This is a genomic window from Rhodosalinus sp. 5P4 (assembly GCF_041365695.1).
GTDB lineage: Bacteria > Pseudomonadota > Alphaproteobacteria > Rhodobacterales > Rhodobacteraceae > Rhodosalinus.
Map to the genome: position 1 here is coordinate 561,489 of NZ_JBGFSJ010000001.1, position 15,878 is coordinate 577,366.

At 70.1% G+C, this 15,878-nt stretch carries 15 protein-coding genes; 12 read left to right on the plus strand and 3 right to left on the minus strand.

All coding sequences use genetic code 11. The annotated features are described in order from the left end of the window. The first annotated feature begins 51 nt into the window (after positions 1 to 51). The 4 genes from AB6A69_RS02730 (at position 52) to AB6A69_RS02745 (ending at position 3,509) form a co-directional block, all read left to right on the plus strand. Positions 52 to 429 carry a cupin domain-containing protein gene (locus AB6A69_RS02730; RefSeq protein ID WP_371059573.1) on the plus strand — a complete coding sequence of 126 codons (378 nt, stop codon included), beginning with the start codon at positions 52 to 54 and terminating at the stop codon, positions 427 to 429. A 4-nt stretch (positions 430 to 433) separates the two neighbouring features. Next, complete coding sequence (locus AB6A69_RS02735) at positions 434 to 1,846, plus strand: dihydrolipoyl dehydrogenase (RefSeq protein WP_371059574.1); 1,413 nt, start codon at positions 434 to 436, stop codon at positions 1,844 to 1,846. Between the two features lie 36 nt (positions 1,847 to 1,882). Continuing rightward, the gene (locus AB6A69_RS02740) at positions 1,883 to 3,196 is read left to right on the plus strand and encodes a DUF2254 domain-containing protein (protein WP_371054306.1); all 1,314 of its coding nucleotides are present in this window, start codon (positions 1,883 to 1,885) and stop codon (positions 3,194 to 3,196) included. A 136-nt stretch (positions 3,197 to 3,332) separates the two neighbouring features. Continuing rightward, positions 3,333 to 3,509, plus strand: a complete 177-nt coding sequence (locus AB6A69_RS02745) for a hypothetical protein (protein ID WP_371054305.1) — start codon at positions 3,333 to 3,335, stop codon at positions 3,507 to 3,509. Between the two features lie 367 nt (positions 3,510 to 3,876). On the opposite strand, the gene AB6A69_RS02750 is transcribed toward AB6A69_RS02745, so the two are convergent. Further along, positions 3,877 to 5,349: a ferric reductase-like transmembrane domain-containing protein gene (locus tag AB6A69_RS02750; RefSeq protein WP_371059575.1), complete on the minus strand. Its 1,473-nt coding sequence runs from the start codon at positions 5,347 to 5,349 to the stop codon at positions 3,877 to 3,879. Between the two features lie 123 nt (positions 5,350 to 5,472). On the opposite strand from AB6A69_RS02750, the gene AB6A69_RS02755 reads away from it, so the two are divergent. The 6 genes from AB6A69_RS02755 to arcC all read left to right on the plus strand — a co-directional run bounded on the left by AB6A69_RS02755 (position 5,473) and on the right by arcC (position 12,300). After that, positions 5,473 to 6,558 (plus strand): polyheme membrane-associated cytochrome C, encoded by a 1,086-nt coding sequence (locus AB6A69_RS02755; RefSeq protein ID WP_371059577.1) that lies wholly within the window; start codon positions 5,473 to 5,475, stop codon positions 6,556 to 6,558. Between the two features lie 210 nt (positions 6,559 to 6,768). Next, positions 6,769 to 7,227: a TspO/MBR family protein gene (locus tag AB6A69_RS02760; protein WP_371038601.1), complete on the plus strand. Its 459-nt coding sequence runs from the start codon at positions 6,769 to 6,771 to the stop codon at positions 7,225 to 7,227. Positions 7,228 to 7,663: 436 nt separating this feature from the next. Continuing rightward, complete coding sequence (locus AB6A69_RS02765) at positions 7,664 to 9,139, plus strand: YfcC family protein (protein WP_371059578.1); 1,476 nt, start codon at positions 7,664 to 7,666, stop codon at positions 9,137 to 9,139. Next, a complete protein-coding gene (locus AB6A69_RS02770; protein WP_371059579.1) occupies positions 9,136 to 10,365 on the plus strand; it encodes an arginine deiminase in 1,230 nt (409 codons plus the stop codon). The genes AB6A69_RS02765 and AB6A69_RS02770 overlap by 4 nt, the downstream gene beginning before the upstream one ends. A gap of 8 nt (positions 10,366 to 10,373) precedes the next feature. Continuing rightward, the gene (gene argF / locus AB6A69_RS02775) at positions 10,374 to 11,375 is read left to right on the plus strand and encodes an ornithine carbamoyltransferase (RefSeq protein ID WP_371059580.1); all 1,002 of its coding nucleotides are present in this window, start codon (positions 10,374 to 10,376) and stop codon (positions 11,373 to 11,375) included. Between the two features lie 4 nt (positions 11,376 to 11,379). After that, complete coding sequence (gene arcC, locus AB6A69_RS02780; protein ID WP_371059581.1) at positions 11,380 to 12,300, plus strand: carbamate kinase; 921 nt, start codon at positions 11,380 to 11,382, stop codon at positions 12,298 to 12,300. Between the two features lie 104 nt (positions 12,301 to 12,404). Here the strand turns inward: arcC and AB6A69_RS02785 are convergent, their stop codons facing one another. Continuing rightward, on the minus strand, positions 12,405 to 12,866 hold the full coding sequence (locus AB6A69_RS02785) for a hypothetical protein (protein WP_371059582.1): 462 nt from the start codon (positions 12,864 to 12,866) through the stop codon (positions 12,405 to 12,407). An 11-nt stretch (positions 12,867 to 12,877) separates the two neighbouring features. Continuing rightward, positions 12,878 to 13,165, minus strand: coding sequence for a hypothetical protein (locus tag AB6A69_RS02790; RefSeq protein ID WP_371059583.1), 288 nt, complete (start codon positions 13,163 to 13,165; stop codon positions 12,878 to 12,880). Positions 13,166 to 13,413: 248 nt separating this feature from the next. Here AB6A69_RS02790 and AB6A69_RS02795 point away from each other — a divergent pair, with 248 nt between their 5' ends. Both AB6A69_RS02795 and AB6A69_RS02800 read left to right on the plus strand, forming a co-directional pair. Next, positions 13,414 to 14,166 carry a VWA domain-containing protein gene (locus AB6A69_RS02795; protein WP_371059584.1) on the plus strand — a complete coding sequence of 251 codons (753 nt, stop codon included), beginning with the start codon at positions 13,414 to 13,416 and terminating at the stop codon, positions 14,164 to 14,166. A gap of 557 nt (positions 14,167 to 14,723) precedes the next feature. Then, positions 14,724 to 15,869, plus strand: coding sequence for an efflux RND transporter periplasmic adaptor subunit (locus tag AB6A69_RS02800; RefSeq protein ID WP_371059585.1), 1,146 nt, complete (start codon positions 14,724 to 14,726; stop codon positions 15,867 to 15,869). The last annotated feature ends 9 nt before the right edge of the window (positions 15,870 to 15,878 follow it).

Sequence of the window (15,878 nt, forward strand, 5' to 3'; positions counted from 1 at the left end):
ATGCAAACTCCTGAATGAGACCCTGACGTAGGAACCGAAAGGAGAAATTTCATGTCGGAAACCCAGAAGCTTACCCTGCCTGTCGTGCGGATGGCGCGCGACAATGACGAGTTCCGCAAGGTCATCTGGACCGGCGGGAACGCCCAGCTGGTGCTGATGGCGATTCCCGAGGGCGGCGAGATCGGCGGCGAGGTGCACGAGGGGCACGACCAGCTGCTCTACTTCGTCGCGGGCAGCGGTGTCGCCAAGATCGGTGAGACGGAACTCGACGTGGCCGACGGCGATGTGAGCATCGTGCCCTCCGGCACCTTCCACAACTTCCGCAACACCGGATCGGGGATGCTGAAGCTCTTCACGACCTACAGCCCGCCCGAGCATGAAGCGGGCACGGAGCACGCCACCAAGGCCGAGGCCGACGCGGACGAGTGAGCGCGTGAAGGTCGATACCGCAATCGTCGGGGCGGGCACCGCCGGCCTGTCCGCCCTGCGCGAGGTGCGTCGGTATACCGACGACTTCGTGCTGATCAATCACGGTCACTGGGGCACCACCTGCGCCGCGACGGGATGCATGCCGTCCAAGACGCTGATCGAGGCGGCGAACGCGTTCCACCGGCGGCGCGCCCTCGCGACCCTCGGGATCCGGGGGGGCGAGGGGCTTCGTGCCGACATTCCGGCGGTCCTCGCGCGGGTGCGCGAGATGCGGGACGGGTTCGTCGAGGGGCCCGAGGCGGTGCCCGGCAGGCTTGGCGCGCGTGCGATGTCGGGCCGGGCGCGGCTTCGCGGCCCGGGCCGGTTGACGGTGGACGGCGACGAGATCGAGGCGCGCGCGATCATCCTCGCGCCGGGCAGCCGGCCCGTGGTGCCCGCGCCCTGGCGCGATTTCGGCGAGCGGCTGCTGACCACGGACACGCTCTTCGACCGGCAGGACCTGCCGCGCCGCATCGCGGTGATCGGCATGGGCGCGGTCGGGATCGAGATGGCCCAGGCGCTGGCGCGGCTCGGGCTGGAGGTCGCGGGCTTCGACGCGGTCGAGGCGATCGCCGGCATCGACGACCCGGAGGTGCTCGCCTCGCTCCGCCCGCTGATCGAGGCGGAGCTTGCGCTCCACCTCGGCGCCGAGGCCGAGCTTCGGCAGGAGGACGGCGCGATCCGGGTCACCGGCGCGGGCGGCACGTTCGAGGCCGACGCGGTGCTGGCCGCGATCGGACGCCGGCCCAATCTGGACGATCTGGGCCTCGACACGCTGGGCGTTCCGCTCGACGACCGGGGGATGCCCGAGGTCGATCCCGAAACGCTGCGCATCGGCGATCTGCCGGTGTTCCTGACGGGCGATGCGAACGGTATTCGCCCGCTGATGCACGAGGCCGCGGACGAGGGGCACATCGCCGGTCGCATGGCCGCGCCGGAGGAGGTGCGCGAAAGGCTCTGCCGGCGCACGCCGCTGTCGATCGTGTTCTCTGCGCCGCAGGTCGCGCGCGTCGGCCCGCCGCTGTCGGAACTCTCCGGCCGCGACATCGCCACGGGCAGCGCGGATTTTTCCGCGCAGGCCCGGGTGCGCATCGCCGAGAGCACCGCGGGGGTGCTTCGCATCCATGCCGAGCGCGATACCGGGCGGCTGCTCGGGGCCGAGATGGCGGTGCCCGCCGCCGAGCATCTCGCGCATCTGATCGCGCTCGCCGTGGAGCGGCACGCGACCGTGGCCGACATGCTTGCGATGCCCTTCTATCACCCGGTCCTCGAAGAGGGGCTTCGCAGCGCCCTGCGCGATCTTGCCAAGAAGGTTTCGGGCGCGGGCGGGTCGGACCTGTCGCGCTGCAAGGCGCTTGGCCATGACGCGCTCGACTGACGGGCGCCGGGCGTCTCGCGCGGGCGTTTGCGCGACATGATCTCGCGCTCGGCATGGTATCTTCGCGCCCTGCTCCGGCAGGTCTGGGTGCGCGTCGCGCTCTTCGCCGCGCTCGCGCTCGTCTCGGCCGTGCTCGCCCGCGTCCTGTCGCCCTACCTGCCGGAGACCGTCGCGCTCAGCACCGGGTCCGAGGCGGTGGCGCAGCTTCTGGGCGTTCTGACCTCCTCTATGCTCGCGGTGACGACCTTCTCGCTGTCGATCGCCGTCTCCGCCTTCGCGGCCGCGGCGGGCACCGCCACGCCACGCGCCACCGTGCTCCTGCAGGAAGACCGGACGACGCAGAACGTGCTGGCCACGTTCCTGGGCGCGTTCCTGTTCGGGCTGGTCGGGCTGATCGCGCTGCGCGCCGATCTCTACGACGCGTCGGGCAAGGTCGTGGTGTTTCTTTTCACCGTGGCGGTCATCGGGCTGGTTGTCGTCGCCCTGATCCGCTGGATCGACCACCTGATGGAGTTCGGGCGGATGGGCGACACGCTCGACCGGGTGGAGCGTGCGGCGACCGCTTCGCTGCGCAAGCGCATTGACACCCCCTATCTCGGCGGACGCGCCCTCGCCACGCAGCCCTCGCGCCATGCGCAGACCGTCGACGCGACCGAGACCGGCTATGTGCAGAACATCGACATGCACGCGCTTCAGGAACGCGCCGAGGCGCTGGGGGCCCGCGTCATGCTGTGCCGCCTGCCGGGCGCGTTCGTGGCGCGGGGCGACCCGCTCATGGCGGTCGAGGGAAGCCCGATTTCCGAAGACGCGGCGTCGGCGATGGCGCGCGCGGTCATCATCGGCAACCGTCGCACCTTCGACGAGGATCCGCGCTTCGGGCTGATCGCCCTGGGCGAGATCGCCTCGCGGGCGCTGTCGCCCGCCGTCAACGATCCCGGCACGGCGATCGACATCCTGGGCCGGCTTGTCCGCGTGCTCGTGCCGTGGCGCGACGCCGATGGCGCCGAGATCCGCTTCCCCGACGTGTTCGTGCCCGCGATCACGGCGCAGGATTTCATGGAGGATGCCTTCCGGCCGATCGCGCGCGACGGGGCGGCGCTGTCCGAGGTGCAGATCAGGTTGCAGAAGGCGCTCTCCTCGCTGCGGCAGGACGCACCCGGGGATTTCGCGGCGGCCTGCGAACGCATGGCGCGGGAGGCGCTGGCCCGGGCCGAGGCCGAATCGCTTCTGCCCGCGGAACTGGCCGCGATCCGCGCGGCCGCGCGGCTGGAAACGCCCCCGTCCGGTGCGGGCGACGGGATCGCGGCGCCGCGCGGGGCAGGGCCCGCGGCGGGCGATCCGCCCGGGTGAGCCGGTCGCGCAGCCGGGGGCGATGCGCTGGTGCGGATGTCGCCTGACCTCTTGTCTTCGCCCGTCCCTGGTGCCAAGTGTCGCAGCCGGAAGACGCCGTCCGGCAGGACAGGCCCACGCATCGCGGAGATAACAGATGTCCTCACCCGATCCCGATTTCGAGAAGCAGAAGAAGCGCCACTGGCCGACGCTCATCGGCATCGCGGCCGTTCTCCTGCTCGTCATCGTGGCCATGCTGGGCTTCGGCGTGTGGGACGCGGCCCCGATCGAGGAGCAGGCCGCGCCCGGCCCGATCGAAGAGGGTGAGGGCTGATCCCCCGCGCGGCAGCCGAGCCGGTGGCACGGCGAGATCGTCATTGAAAAGTAGAGGGTTACGGCCCAGCTTCAACCTTTCGGCCCAAGGCCGGAACGGCCGCCTGTCGGGCCTGCGATGCCGTCGCGGCGCACGCCCCGAACCGCGGGGTCTGGCCGACCGCTTGACCGTCGCGGTTTTCCGGGGGCGATGTCCCGCCGCGGCGGGTGACGTCCATGGCCTAGGGGATGCGAAGGGCGTGCTGAAACCGGCGTCGTGCCCGATCACGTGACCCGTGCGGTCGCGCGCGCCGGTCCTTTCGCGTTCGTGACCTCGCCTCGCGCCGATACGAGGGCAGGGCGTCGCCCACCGCTCGCGGGCCGGCGGATCACCCCGCGAGCGCCACGAAGCCCGCGACGCCAAGCGCCAGCGCTGCGCCCACGGCCAGGTAACGCCCCCGCATCCGGCGGTCCTGCCGGGATGTGCCGCCGAGGTAATCGAAGCGCTCGTAGATGACCTGGTCCATCGGAACGCCGAGATCGGCGAGGGTGTCGGACACCGCGGTCACCATGGGCCCAGGTCCGCAGATGAACGCGACCGCGCGCCCGGGGTCGAGGTCCCGAAGCATCGCGGACAGCCGGTCCCGGTCGAGCCTCCCGATTTCGCCGCTCCAGCCGGGGCCGCCTTCCTCGCTGACGAGCAGGACCTCGAGGTCGAGGCGCGCCTTCGCCGCCTCGATCTCGGGAAGGCAGGCGAAATTCTCGGGCGTGCCTGCCGCGTAGGCAAGCCGCACGGGCCGGGGATCGCCGCGCGCGTCGATGTCGCGCAAGAGGCCCATGATCGGCGCGATGCCGACGCCGCCCGCGATGAGAAGGAGCGCGTTGCCGTCGTGGGACTCCAGCGTGAAGTCGCCATAGGGCCCGTCGATGCCGATGGTGGTGCCGGCGGGCAGCGTCCCGATCCGGTTCGTGAAGTCGCCGGCCTCCTTGATGATGAGGCCCAGCCCCGGGCGCTTCGGGCTGTCGGCGATCGAGAACGGATGGTCGAAGAGCGGAAAGCGCCGCGCGCCTTCGGTCATCCAGACGAACTGTCCCGCGCGATAGTCGAGCGGGGCGGTCCCCGGTGCGGGCTGGATGTCCAGCTCCCACATGCGATCGGCAAGCGGGGTGACACGGGCAAGCCGCCAGCGGCGCAGGTGCAGCTGGGCCCAGCGCCAGCCATAGAGCACCGCCATGACGCTCACAACCAGCCCGGCCGTCATCCACCAGAAGGACTGGACCGCGCCCATCGCGCTGAACCGTCCCACCGCGAGGGCATGATGCAGGCCCGCGCCCACCGCCAGGATCGCGAGAACCACATGCGCCCCGCGCCACGCCTCGTAGGGCAGGGGCAGCCGCGCGCGCAGCGCGGAGCCTGCGACGAGAAGGAAAAGGGCGGCGACCGCGATGACCCCGCTTCGGTAATGCGGTAGCGTGTGATAGGCCCAGAGCCGTTCCAGCCCGAGCGCGGGATCGGCCATGACCGTGGGCACGACATAGGCGAGCGGATGCAGCAGGGCGGCCAGCAGGACCCACCAGGCGGCGGTCTTGTGAAACGCCATCACGCGGTCGATCCCGAGATGCCCCGACACGACCTCGAACCGGCCGGAGGTCACGAACTGGACCGCCATCGCGGCAAGCGCCACCATGCCCAGCCCCGCCGCGGCGATTTCCCAGGGCACCGCCGGCGCCACGCTGCGCGTCGTGGACAGCAGCAACGGCGCGAGGCAGGCCGCGAGGTAGAGCGGCGCAAGCGCCCGCGAGGGCACACGCAGGCTTCTGGATCGATGCGGTCGCTTGGCGGATGTGGCTTCGCGCGTCATGCCGCTGTCCCTCTTGCGTTTTCGCGACCACGCCGCGCCCGGTCCGCCATGCGCGATCATGCGCAGGACTCGCGCCTGATCGTATGGTATTCTCGAGCCATAGCCAATCTGCCGGAGGGTGCCATGTCCGCGATCCGAGTCCTGACGCTTTCCTGTGCGATGACGCTCGGTTTTCTCACAGTTGCACCCGCGGCCGCGCAGGCGCCCACCCTCACGGAGATCACCGAGGCGTGGCTCGATGGTCCGCACGGGGATTATCGCTCGCCCTCCTACACGCACTGGAACGAGGATGGCGAAGTGCCGCCGGCCTGCGCCGCCTGTCACTCCGAGACGGGGTTCCTCGACTGGCTCGGCGCGGATGGCAGCGCGGCGTTGTCGGTCGAGCATCCGGCCACGATCAACACCGCGATCGGCTGCGTCTCTTGCCATGTCTCGCAGGCCGAGGCGCTCGACGCGGTGCCCTTTCCCTCGGGCGTGACCGTGAGCGGCCTCGACACCTCGGCCACCTGCACGGTCTGCCACCAGGGCCGCGCCTCGACCGCGACGGTGGCCGAGGCCACGGACGGAATCGGGCCGGACACGGTCTCGGACGAGCTCTCCTTCATCAACGTCCATTACGGTGTCGCGGCGGCGGTGATGCACGGCGCGGAAACGCGCGGCGGCTTTCAGTACGACGGCCGCAGCTATGTCGGCCGTTTCGTGCATGTCGCCAGCGCGAACAGTTGCGTGGCCTGCCACGAGCCCCATGGCGGAGAGGTCGCGACCGCGGGGTGCCTCGATTGCCACCAGGGCGTTTCGGATATCGCGGCGATCCGCACGCGCCACGCCGATTTCGATGGCGATGGCATCGCCGATGGCGGCATCGCCGACGAGATCGACGGGCTGCACGCCATCCTGAACGACGCCATCACGGCCTATGCGCGGGAGGTCGCGGGCACGCCGATCGGCTATGACAAGGAAAGCTACCCCTATTTCTTCACCGACGGCGACGGGGACGGACGTATCGGCGCGGCGGAAGCGGTCTACCCCAACCGCTACGCGAGCTGGACGCCGCGTCTCTTGAAGGCGGCCTACAACTACCAGCTCGTGGCCAAGGACCCGGGCGCGTGGACGCACAACCCGTCCTACGCGATCCAGCTTCTGCACGACAGCGTCATGAGCCTGTCCGAACGCGTGGAGATCGATACCGGTGGCCTCGTGCGGCCGTAGCGCGGGCGCGCGCGCGGCGGGCTTGGTGCCCGCGCCCGGCGGCCGAGCGCGCGCGGGTGCCGGGCAAGACGCCACCTCACGCACCCGATCACCGCAAAGCGCCGCGTGGGGCTTCATCGCGCGGCGTTTAGCGGTTAGCGTGCGGTGTACACATGCCGGTTGCCGCGGACACGCCGCGCACGGGCCAAGGGCAGCAGCGCGGAGCGACCGATGACACTTTTTCCCCTCTACCTCGCGATCTGCGCCGTCCCTGCGGCGGCCGGCATGATGTTCAAGCCCGGTGCCTGGTACCGCGACCTCGACAAGCCGGGCTGGACGCCGCCCGACATGCTTTTCCCGGTCATCTGGGCGGTGCTTTACGTCCTGATGTCGCTGGCGGCCGCGCGCGTCGCGATGCAGCCCGACAACGATCTTGCCCTCGGGCTCTGGGCGCTTCAGATCACCATCAGCACGCTCTGGTCGGCGGTCTTTTTCGGGCTGCACCGGATCCGCACCGGGGCTGTGGTGATCGCGCTCTTGTGGGCTGCGGTGCTGGCCACCACGCTCGCGTTCCTCGCCCATGACACGCTCGCCGCGCTGATGATGGTGCCCTATCTCGCCTGGGGCAGCTTCGCGCTTGCGCTGAACCTCTCGGTCATGCGGCGCAATCCCGAGCGCGGCTACGCCTGAGCGCGCGGCCGACCCGCCTTGCGCGAGAGGCACAGGGGCCCGCAGGCGTGACATCCGGCCAGGGCGCCGTCTTGCGAAAGGAACCCGCCGTCTGCCGGCGCGCCGCCTGGTGTGACGCGCCACGGCCCGTCCCGTCCTGCGCAGCGCTCCGGCAGCCGCGCGCAGGGATGGCCGCAAGCTTAGGCCGAGGACGCGGGTCCGGGGAGCCGACCTTCACGACACTGCCTGCCCCGCGAGGATCGGGTGCCCCTCGCGGCCTGCCAATCCACCGCCCGCGCGCCACGCCGCCGGATGCGCGAGTCGCGGCCTGCGCGCGGGCGGGAAGACGGTCCTGCGCGCGCGCATTGACCCGCGTCAATGTCGCGCGCGGTCACGCGCGGGAGAGTGACCACGCCGGTCGATGTCCACCGGTCGCAAACGGGAAGGGGAGGTGACCATGCCCGAGACCTCGAACGAGGCGGCCGACGAAAGCCCCCGCGGCGACGAGCCCGATCTCCAGTCGCGGTTTCCGACGGCCTACACGATCCTGTTCCTGCTTATCGTCCTGGTCGCCGCGCTGACATGGATCATCCCGGCCGGCCAGTACGACCGGGAACTGAACGAGGAAATCGGCCGCGAGGTCGCGGTGCCGGGCACCTACCAGACGGTCGAGGCGAACCCGCAAGGCCCGATCGACGTGCTTCTCGCCCCGATCGCGGGCTTCTACGATCCCGACAGCTATTCGGCCAACGCCATCGACGTGGCGCTTTTCGTGCTGCTGCTGGGCGGTTTCCTGGGGGTGGTGAACGCCACGGGCTCGATCGACACCGGCATGCGATCGGCGATGCGCTCGATGGAAGGGCGCGAGATATGGATGATCCCGATCCTCATGACGCTTTTCGCCATCGGGGGCACGACCTACGGCATGGCCGAGGAGACGCTGGCCTTCTACGCCATCCTTCTTCCGTTGGTGATGAAGGCGGGCTATGACGCGGTGACCGGCGTCGCGATCATCCTGATCGGCGCGGGCATCGGCGTGCTCGGCTCCACCATCAATCCCTTCGCGACCATCATCGCCTCCGATGCCGCGTCGATCCCCTTCACCAACGGCATCGTGCTGCGCTTCGTGATCCTGATCGGCGGGCTGGCGATCTGCGTGGCCTACGTCATGCGCTACGCCGCGCGGGTGCAGGCCGACAACGACCGCTCCGTCGTCGCGCGCCAGTGGGACGCGCACAGGCGGCACTTCCTGAAGGACGGCGGCGGGGAAGAGGGCGACGACACGCTGACGGGCACGCAGAAGGTGATCCTCGTCGTCTTCGCGCTCACCTTCATCGCGATGATCTGGGGCGTGTCGAGCCAGGACTGGTGGATGGCGCGGATGGGCGCGCTTTTCCTCGGCGCCGCGATCCTGACCGGCCTGATCGGCCGGCTGGGAGAGAAGCGGCTGACCGGCGCCTTCGTCGACGGCGCGCGCGATCTGCTGGGCGTCGCGCTGGTCATCGGACTTGCCCGCGGCATCGTCGTGGTGATGGAGGACGGGCTGATCGCCGACACGATCCTGCACGCCTCGGCCCAGACGCTGGGCGAGTTGTCGAGCGTCGCCTTCATCGCGACCATGTTCGGCATCGAGGTCGGGATGAGTTTCTTCGTGCCCTCGTCCTCGGGGCTGGCGGTGCTGTCCATGCCCATCCTCGCACCGCTCGCGGATTTCGCCGGCGTCGGGCGCGATCTCGTGGTCACGGCCTACCAGTCGGCGAACGGGCTGGTGAACCTCATCAACCCGACCTTCGCGGTGGTGATCGGCGGGCTGGCGATCGGGCGGGTGCCCTATGACCGCTGGATCGTCTTCATCTGGCCGCTTCTGCTGATCCTGACGGCCTTCATCCTCGTCGTGCTGGCGGCGGGCGCCCTGATGGGAGGTGCGGCATGAGCGATCGCGAGCTCGGGGTCCATTCCGAAACCGGCCAGCTGCACCAGGTCATCGTGTGCCGGCCCGGCCTCGCGCATCGGCGGCTCACGCCGCAGAACTGCGAGGACCTGCTTTTCGATGACGTGTTCTGGGTCCGCCAGGCGCAAAAGGACCACGACGTCTTCGCCGAACTGATGCGCGGCGAGGGGGTCGAGGTCCTCGACACAGGCGTTCTGCTGGGCCAGACGCTCGACATCCCCGAGGCGCGCGACTGGGTCCTCGACCACAGGATCACGCCGCAGGAGATCGGGGTGGGGATGCTGTCCGACCTGCGCGCCTGGATGAAGGAGCTGCCGGGCGAGAGGCTGGCCGAGTTCCTCATCGGCGGGCTCACGGTGGACGATCTGCCCTTCGAGCCGGCGGGCATGTTCGGCGCCTATCTCGGGCGGCTCGGCTTCATCCTGCCGCCGCTGCCCAACACGCTCTTCACCCGCGACAACAGCGCCTGGATCTACGGCGGCGTGTCGCTCAATCCGATGTACTGGCAGGCGCGGCGGCCGGAAACCCTGCTGACGGCGGCGATCTACCGCTTCCACCCGGTCTTCGCGGGCCGGGCGGAGGTGCTCTGGGGCGATCCGACCCGCAATTTCGGGCTCGCGACGCTGGAGGGCGGTGACGTGATGCCGGTGGGCGACGGGCTCGTCCTCGTCGGCATGGGCGAGCGGACCTCGCCGCAGGCGGTGGGGCTGCTGGCCGAGTCGCTCTTCGACCAGGGGCGGGCCACGCGGGTGCTGGCCTGCCAACTCCCGAAGTCGCGCGCGGCGATGCATCTCGACACGGTCTTCACCTTCTGCGGCGGCGAGGTGGTGACGAGCTTCACGGAAGTCGCCGCGGAAATGACGGTCTACGATCTGCATCCCGGCGAGGGCCGCGCCCCGCTCGACATCCGCCGGATCGACCGCCCGCTTTTCGACGTCGTGGCCAAGGCGATGGGCTTCAAGAAACTCACCGTGGTGCCCACGGGCGGCGCGGACGCCTTCGAGGCCTCGCGCGAACAGTGGAACGACGGGAACAACGTGCTGGCGCTGCGCCCGGGACTCGTGGTCGGCTACGACCGCAACGACGATACCAACGCCGCGCTCAGGGCCGAGGGCATCGAGGTGCTCGAGGTGCCCGGCGCCGAGCTTGGCCGCGGCCGCGGCGGCGGGCGCTGCATGAGTTGCCCCACGATCCGCGACCCGGCATAGGAGGACGCATGGCCTACAATCTGAGGAACCGCCATTTCCTGAGCCTGAGGGATTTCGCCCCCGCCGAGATCGGGTTCCTGCTCAAGCTTTCCGCAGACCTGAAGGCGGCGAAATACGCGGGCACCGAGCGGCAGCTTCTCAAGGGCAAGGAGATCGCCCTGATCTTCGAGAAGGACAGTACGCGCACGCGCGCGGGCTTCGAGGTGGCCGCCCACGACCAGGGCGCCAACGTCACCTACCTGGGCCCCTCGGGCTCTCATATCGGCCGCAAGGAGACGGTGAAGGACACGGCCCGCGTTCTGGGCCGGATGTTCGACGGGATCGAATATCGCGGCTTCGGGCAGGCGGTGGTCGAGGAACTGGCCGCCCATGCCGGCGTGCCGGTCTGGAACGGGCTGACCGACGAGTTCCACCCGACCCAGATCCTGGCCGATTTCCTGACCATGCAGGAGCATTCCGGCAAGCCCTGGCGCGACATCGCCTTCTGCTTTCTCGGCGATGCCGGCAACAACATGGGCGACAGCCTTCTGATCGGCGGCGCCAAGATGGGCATGGACGTGCGGCTTTGCGCGCCCAAGGCCTGCTGGCCCGCCGGGGAGATAGAGGCCGAGGCGCGGGAGATCGCCGAGGAGACGGGCGCGCGGCTCGCGATCACGGAGGACGTGGCCGAGGCGACGCGCAACGCGGATTTCCTCTACACCGATGTCTGGGTCTCGATGGGCGAGCCGAAGGAGCGCTGGGCCGAGCGGATCGAGCTTCTCAAGCCCTACCAGGTCACGGCCGAGGTGATGGCCGGCACCGGCAATCCGCGCACCCGCTTCATGCATTGCCTGCCCGCCTTCCACAACGCCGAGACCGAGGTGGGCGCGGAGATCGAGAAGGCGTTCGGCATCACCGCCATGGAGGTGACCGACGAAGTCTTCGAAAGCGAGGCGTCGATCGTCTTCGACCAGGCCGAGAACCGGCTGCACACGATCAAGGCGGTGCTCGTCGCCACGCTGGGGGCGTGAGGCGATGCTGGTGGTGGCCGCGCTGGGCGGCAACGCGCTTCTGAGCCGCGGGCAGGCGCTCACCGCGGAGAACCAGCGCGAGAATGCGCGGATCGCGGCAGGGGCGCTGGCCGAGATCGCGCGGGCCGGGCACGACCTCGTCGTGACCCATGGAAACGGCCCGCAGGTCGGGCTTCTGGCGCTTCAGGGCCTCGCCTACAAGCCAGAGGAGATCTACCCCCTCGACGTGATGGGCGCCGAGACGGAAGGCATGATCGGCTACCTGATCGAGCAGGAACTCGAGAACGCGCTCGCCCACGAGCGCACGGTGGCCACGCTGCTCACGCAGATCCGCGTCGATCCCGACGATCCGGCCTTCGACAAGCCCACGAAGTTCGTGGGCCCTGTCTACGACAAGGCGAAGGCCGACGAGATGGCGGAACGCCACGGCTGGACCGTCGCGCAGGACGGAGAGCACTGGCGCCGCGTCGTGCCCTCTCCGGCGCCGGTGGAAATCCCCGACCTCAAGGTGATCCGGCAGCTTCTCCTGCACGGCACCATCGTGATCTGCGCGGGCGGCGGCGGAATCCCGGTGATGGTGCGCCCCGACGGAAGCCTTACCGGCGTGCAGGCGGTGATCGACAAGGACGCGGCCAGCGCGCTTCTGGCCGACGCGATCGGGGCCGACGCGCTACTGATGCTGACGGATGTCGAGGGCATCGTCCGTGATTTCGGCACGGAGGCGGCCGAACGGATCGAGCATCTCTCCCCCTCCGAAGCCACGGCGCTGGATCTGCCCGCGGGCTCGATGGGCCCGAAAGCCGAGGCCGCGGCACGTTTCGCCGCCGCCCGCGAGGGCCGTATGGCGGGAATCGGACGCCTCGGCGAGGCGCTGGAGATCCTCGAGGGCCGGGCGGGCACGCGCGTGAGCGGCGCGCCGGGCTGATCGGGTCGCGCCGCCCGCGCCGATGCAAGCGCGGCAGGGGCACGCGTCTGTCGATGGATCGAAGTGCGGCGTGCCCGCGACGGTCGCGGGCGCGCCGTGTCCGGTCAGTTGCCGGACGCGCCGTTGTCGTCGGCGGTCCAGGCCTCGGCGACCGCGTCCCAGGCGTCGGCGAAGCCGTCCTTGAGCTCGTCCCAGGCGCTGTCCGCGCCCGCCTGGAGCGCGCCGAAGCGCTCGCCCAGCCGGTTGCGCGCCGCGCGCAGCGCGCGAAGCTGGTCGCGGGCGGTCCCGCGGGCCTCCTCCGACATCTCCGCCCAGTTCTCGCGCAGCGCCTGCTCGCGCCGCGCGATCTCGGCGTCGAGCCGATCGAGCGCCTCGCGCGCCCGGGTCAGCGCCGCGTCGCGCTCCTGCTCGGAATAGGCCGCGACGGCGTCCATCGCCTCGGCGATCTCGGCGCGCACCTCCTCGGTCGTGGTCAGTGCGTCGGTATCCTGGGCGGCGGCCGGCAGGGCGGCGCAGCCCAGCGCCAGCGCGGCGACGGCGCCGCGCAATGTCGTGGCAAGGGTCATCGGCAGCTCCTTCACTTGAAGCGCGCCATGGCGTTGCGGAACGATTCCGAGAGGCTGTCCCACGCCTTGTCGAACCCGGATTTCATCTCGGCCCAGGCCTCGTCGCTGGCCTCGCGCAGCTCCTTCAGCTTGGCCTCGGCCTCGTCGCGCCGGTTGCGCGCCTCCTCGAGCTGCTTTTCGTACTCGATCTTGGTGTCGGCTTCGGCCTCGTCGACCTTGGCCTTCATCTTCTCGATCTCGGCGTTCCACTGCTCCAGCTTCGCCTTGGCCTTCTCGATGTACTCGTCTCTCTCGGACATTACGCAACCTCCATTCTGGACTGTCCGTGCGAGGCGGGATGCCTCGCCACGCGGCCAGTCGATTTCGGGCCCGGATGGGGTGCGCCGCCTTCGTACTCTCGAAGCAGCACGGTGTGGCCATCCGACTTGTGCCGACCTGTAGACCATGCATGAAATCCCTTTCCATTGACGCAGGTCAAGACCCGGCCGGGGCGTGAACCCGGCCGGCGCATGTGCTAGATTTCCGACGATGGTCGAAGGGGGATGTCGTGGCCTCAGGATTGCGCGCGCTCGCCGTGGCGGGCTTCGTTTCCGCCGGGACCCTCTCGGGCGCGCCGGGGCTCGAGGCCGATCCCGGCTGCGCGACGGATGCGATCCTCGTCTTCGACGGCTCGGGCAGCATGGCGGAGGTCGCCTACGAACTGTCCGGGACCCCGCGAATCATCGACGCGCGGGCCGCCATGCGCCGGGCCATTCCCGACATCACGCCGTTTCGCGATCTCGGCCTGCTGGTTTACGGCCCCGGCGGTGCCGACGCCTGTTCCGGGATCGATCTGCGGTTCGAGCCCGCGCCGGACATGGGGCCGGCCGTGATCGACGCGATCGAGAGGCTGGAGCCAGCGGGCCTCACGCCGCTCGCGGCGTCGGTTGAGCACGCGGCCGAAGCGCTCGACTACCGGACGCGGCCCGCGATCGTCGTGCTGGTGACCGATGGCAACGAGACATGTGGCGGGACGCCTTGCGCGCTCGGCACGCGGCTTGCGTCGCGCGCGGCCGACCTGCGCGTCCATGTCATCGGCTTCAAGGTCGTGGACGATTTCTTCGGCTGGAACAGCCCGGAGGCGCGGACCTACACGGGCGGCGAAACCGTCGCGAAATGCCTCGCCGACGCGACGGGCGGGCTTTTCGTGTCCACCCGCACGGTCGATGACCTTACCCACGCGCTGCGCGAAACGCTGGGCTGCGCCCTGATCGGCCGCGCCGCAACGGCGCCCGGCGCGGTGGGCCGTGCGCCGGGGTGAGGGCCGGGATCCGGGGGCCTGCAGGGGCAAGGATGCGCCGATACGGCGATGCCGTGCGGGCGAAAGCCATGGCAAAATTCAAGAATACGTGATCCGTCCAGTGCGAATCGGGCATTTCCAGGCTGTGGATAACCTTCGGGACATTTCTCCTTTGCGGCTTGGGTGACGGACCTGCCATGACGCTGTCGCGGTCGTTTGCGCCGCAAGGGCCAAGGTGCTGACAAGATACGAGATTGCCCGTGACACCCGGGTGGGAGCGGCGTTTTCACCGGTGCGGCGAGGTGCTGGGCCGTGCGCGCGCCGGCCCGTGCACAAACCCTGAACGTCGGCGCTGCGTCGCTGTGGAACGGGCAGGGGCGGCGTCGCGCCTTGATCCAGATCAAGGTTTGCGCGAATTCCGCCACGGCGCCTTCATCTGCATCGGTCCCGCCAGCCGCAACTCGGCTTCCGGGGCGGATGTCCCTTTCGCTGCGGGCTTTGCGAAACCGGGTTCTCGCCTGTCAACCCACCGGATATGCGCTACCTTCAGGAACTGAAGCGGCGTAGCGGTCAACGGCATGGTCAGGCAACTTGTTCTTTCGCTCGTGGTGATCGCCGGAACGCTGGCGATCTGGATCAACTTCGTGCCGTCCTCCCTGCCGCTTCTCGACCGGCTGGGCGTCCTCGACCTCGTCGGGGTGGAGCTCGACGCGGAAGAGGATACCGGCGGCAGCGGCGGGTTCGGGCGCGGACCGGCCACCGTCATCACCGTGCCCGTCGCCGAAGGCATCATCGACGACCGCGTGGCCTCCATCGGCGACGGCAAGGCGCTGCGCAGTGTCACGGTGCGCACCGACGCGACCGGACGGGTGGTGGAGATCGGGTTCGAGCCCGGCGGCAAGGTGCAGGAGGGCGACCTGATTGTCAGGCTCGACGACGAGGCGGAGCGCATCGCGCTGGAGCGCGCGGAGCTGACGCTGGCCGATGCGCGGGACGAGGCGGAGCGGCTGGAACGCCTTGCCGGGACCGGATCGGTGACCGAGGTCAGACGTCGGGATGCCGAGCTCGCGCTGCGGCAGGCGGAGCTCGCCTTGCGCCAGGCCGAGTTCGACCTCGCGCAGCGGCGTGTGCGCGCGCCCATCTCGGGCTGGGCCGGCGTGCCCGACCTCGGCGTGGGCGATCGCGTGACGGGCGGCGCGGCGCTCGTGTCGATCAGCGACCGCTCGGACATCCTGATCGACTTCCGGGTGCCCGAGCGCGTGGTCCCGCGCCTTGCAACCGGCATGCCGCTGGAGGCGCGGCCGCTTGCCCTGCCGGACCGCCTGCTGGAGGGCGAGGTGCGCGCGATCGACACGATCGTGGACAGCACCAGCCGCACCCTGCTGGTGCAGGGCAGGCTCGCCAATCCGGACGACGCGCTGCGCGCGGGCATGGCGTTCGAGGTCTTCCTCGCCTTTCCGGGCGAACGCCTGCCGTCGGTCGATCCGCTTGCCGTGCAGTGGTCGAGCGACGGCTCCTTCGTCTGGGTCGTGCGGGACGGGGCGTCGGTGCGCGTGCCGGTGACGATCCGCCAGCGCAACGAGGATGCGGTCCTGGTCGAGGGGGCGCTCGAGATCGGCGAGCAGGTCGTGACCGAGGGCGTGCAGAACCTGCGCCCCGGCGGCGGGGTGCGGGTCGCCGAACCGCAGGCCGCGCGGCTCGACACGTCGCGCGACGCGCTCTGAGGGGGGGCG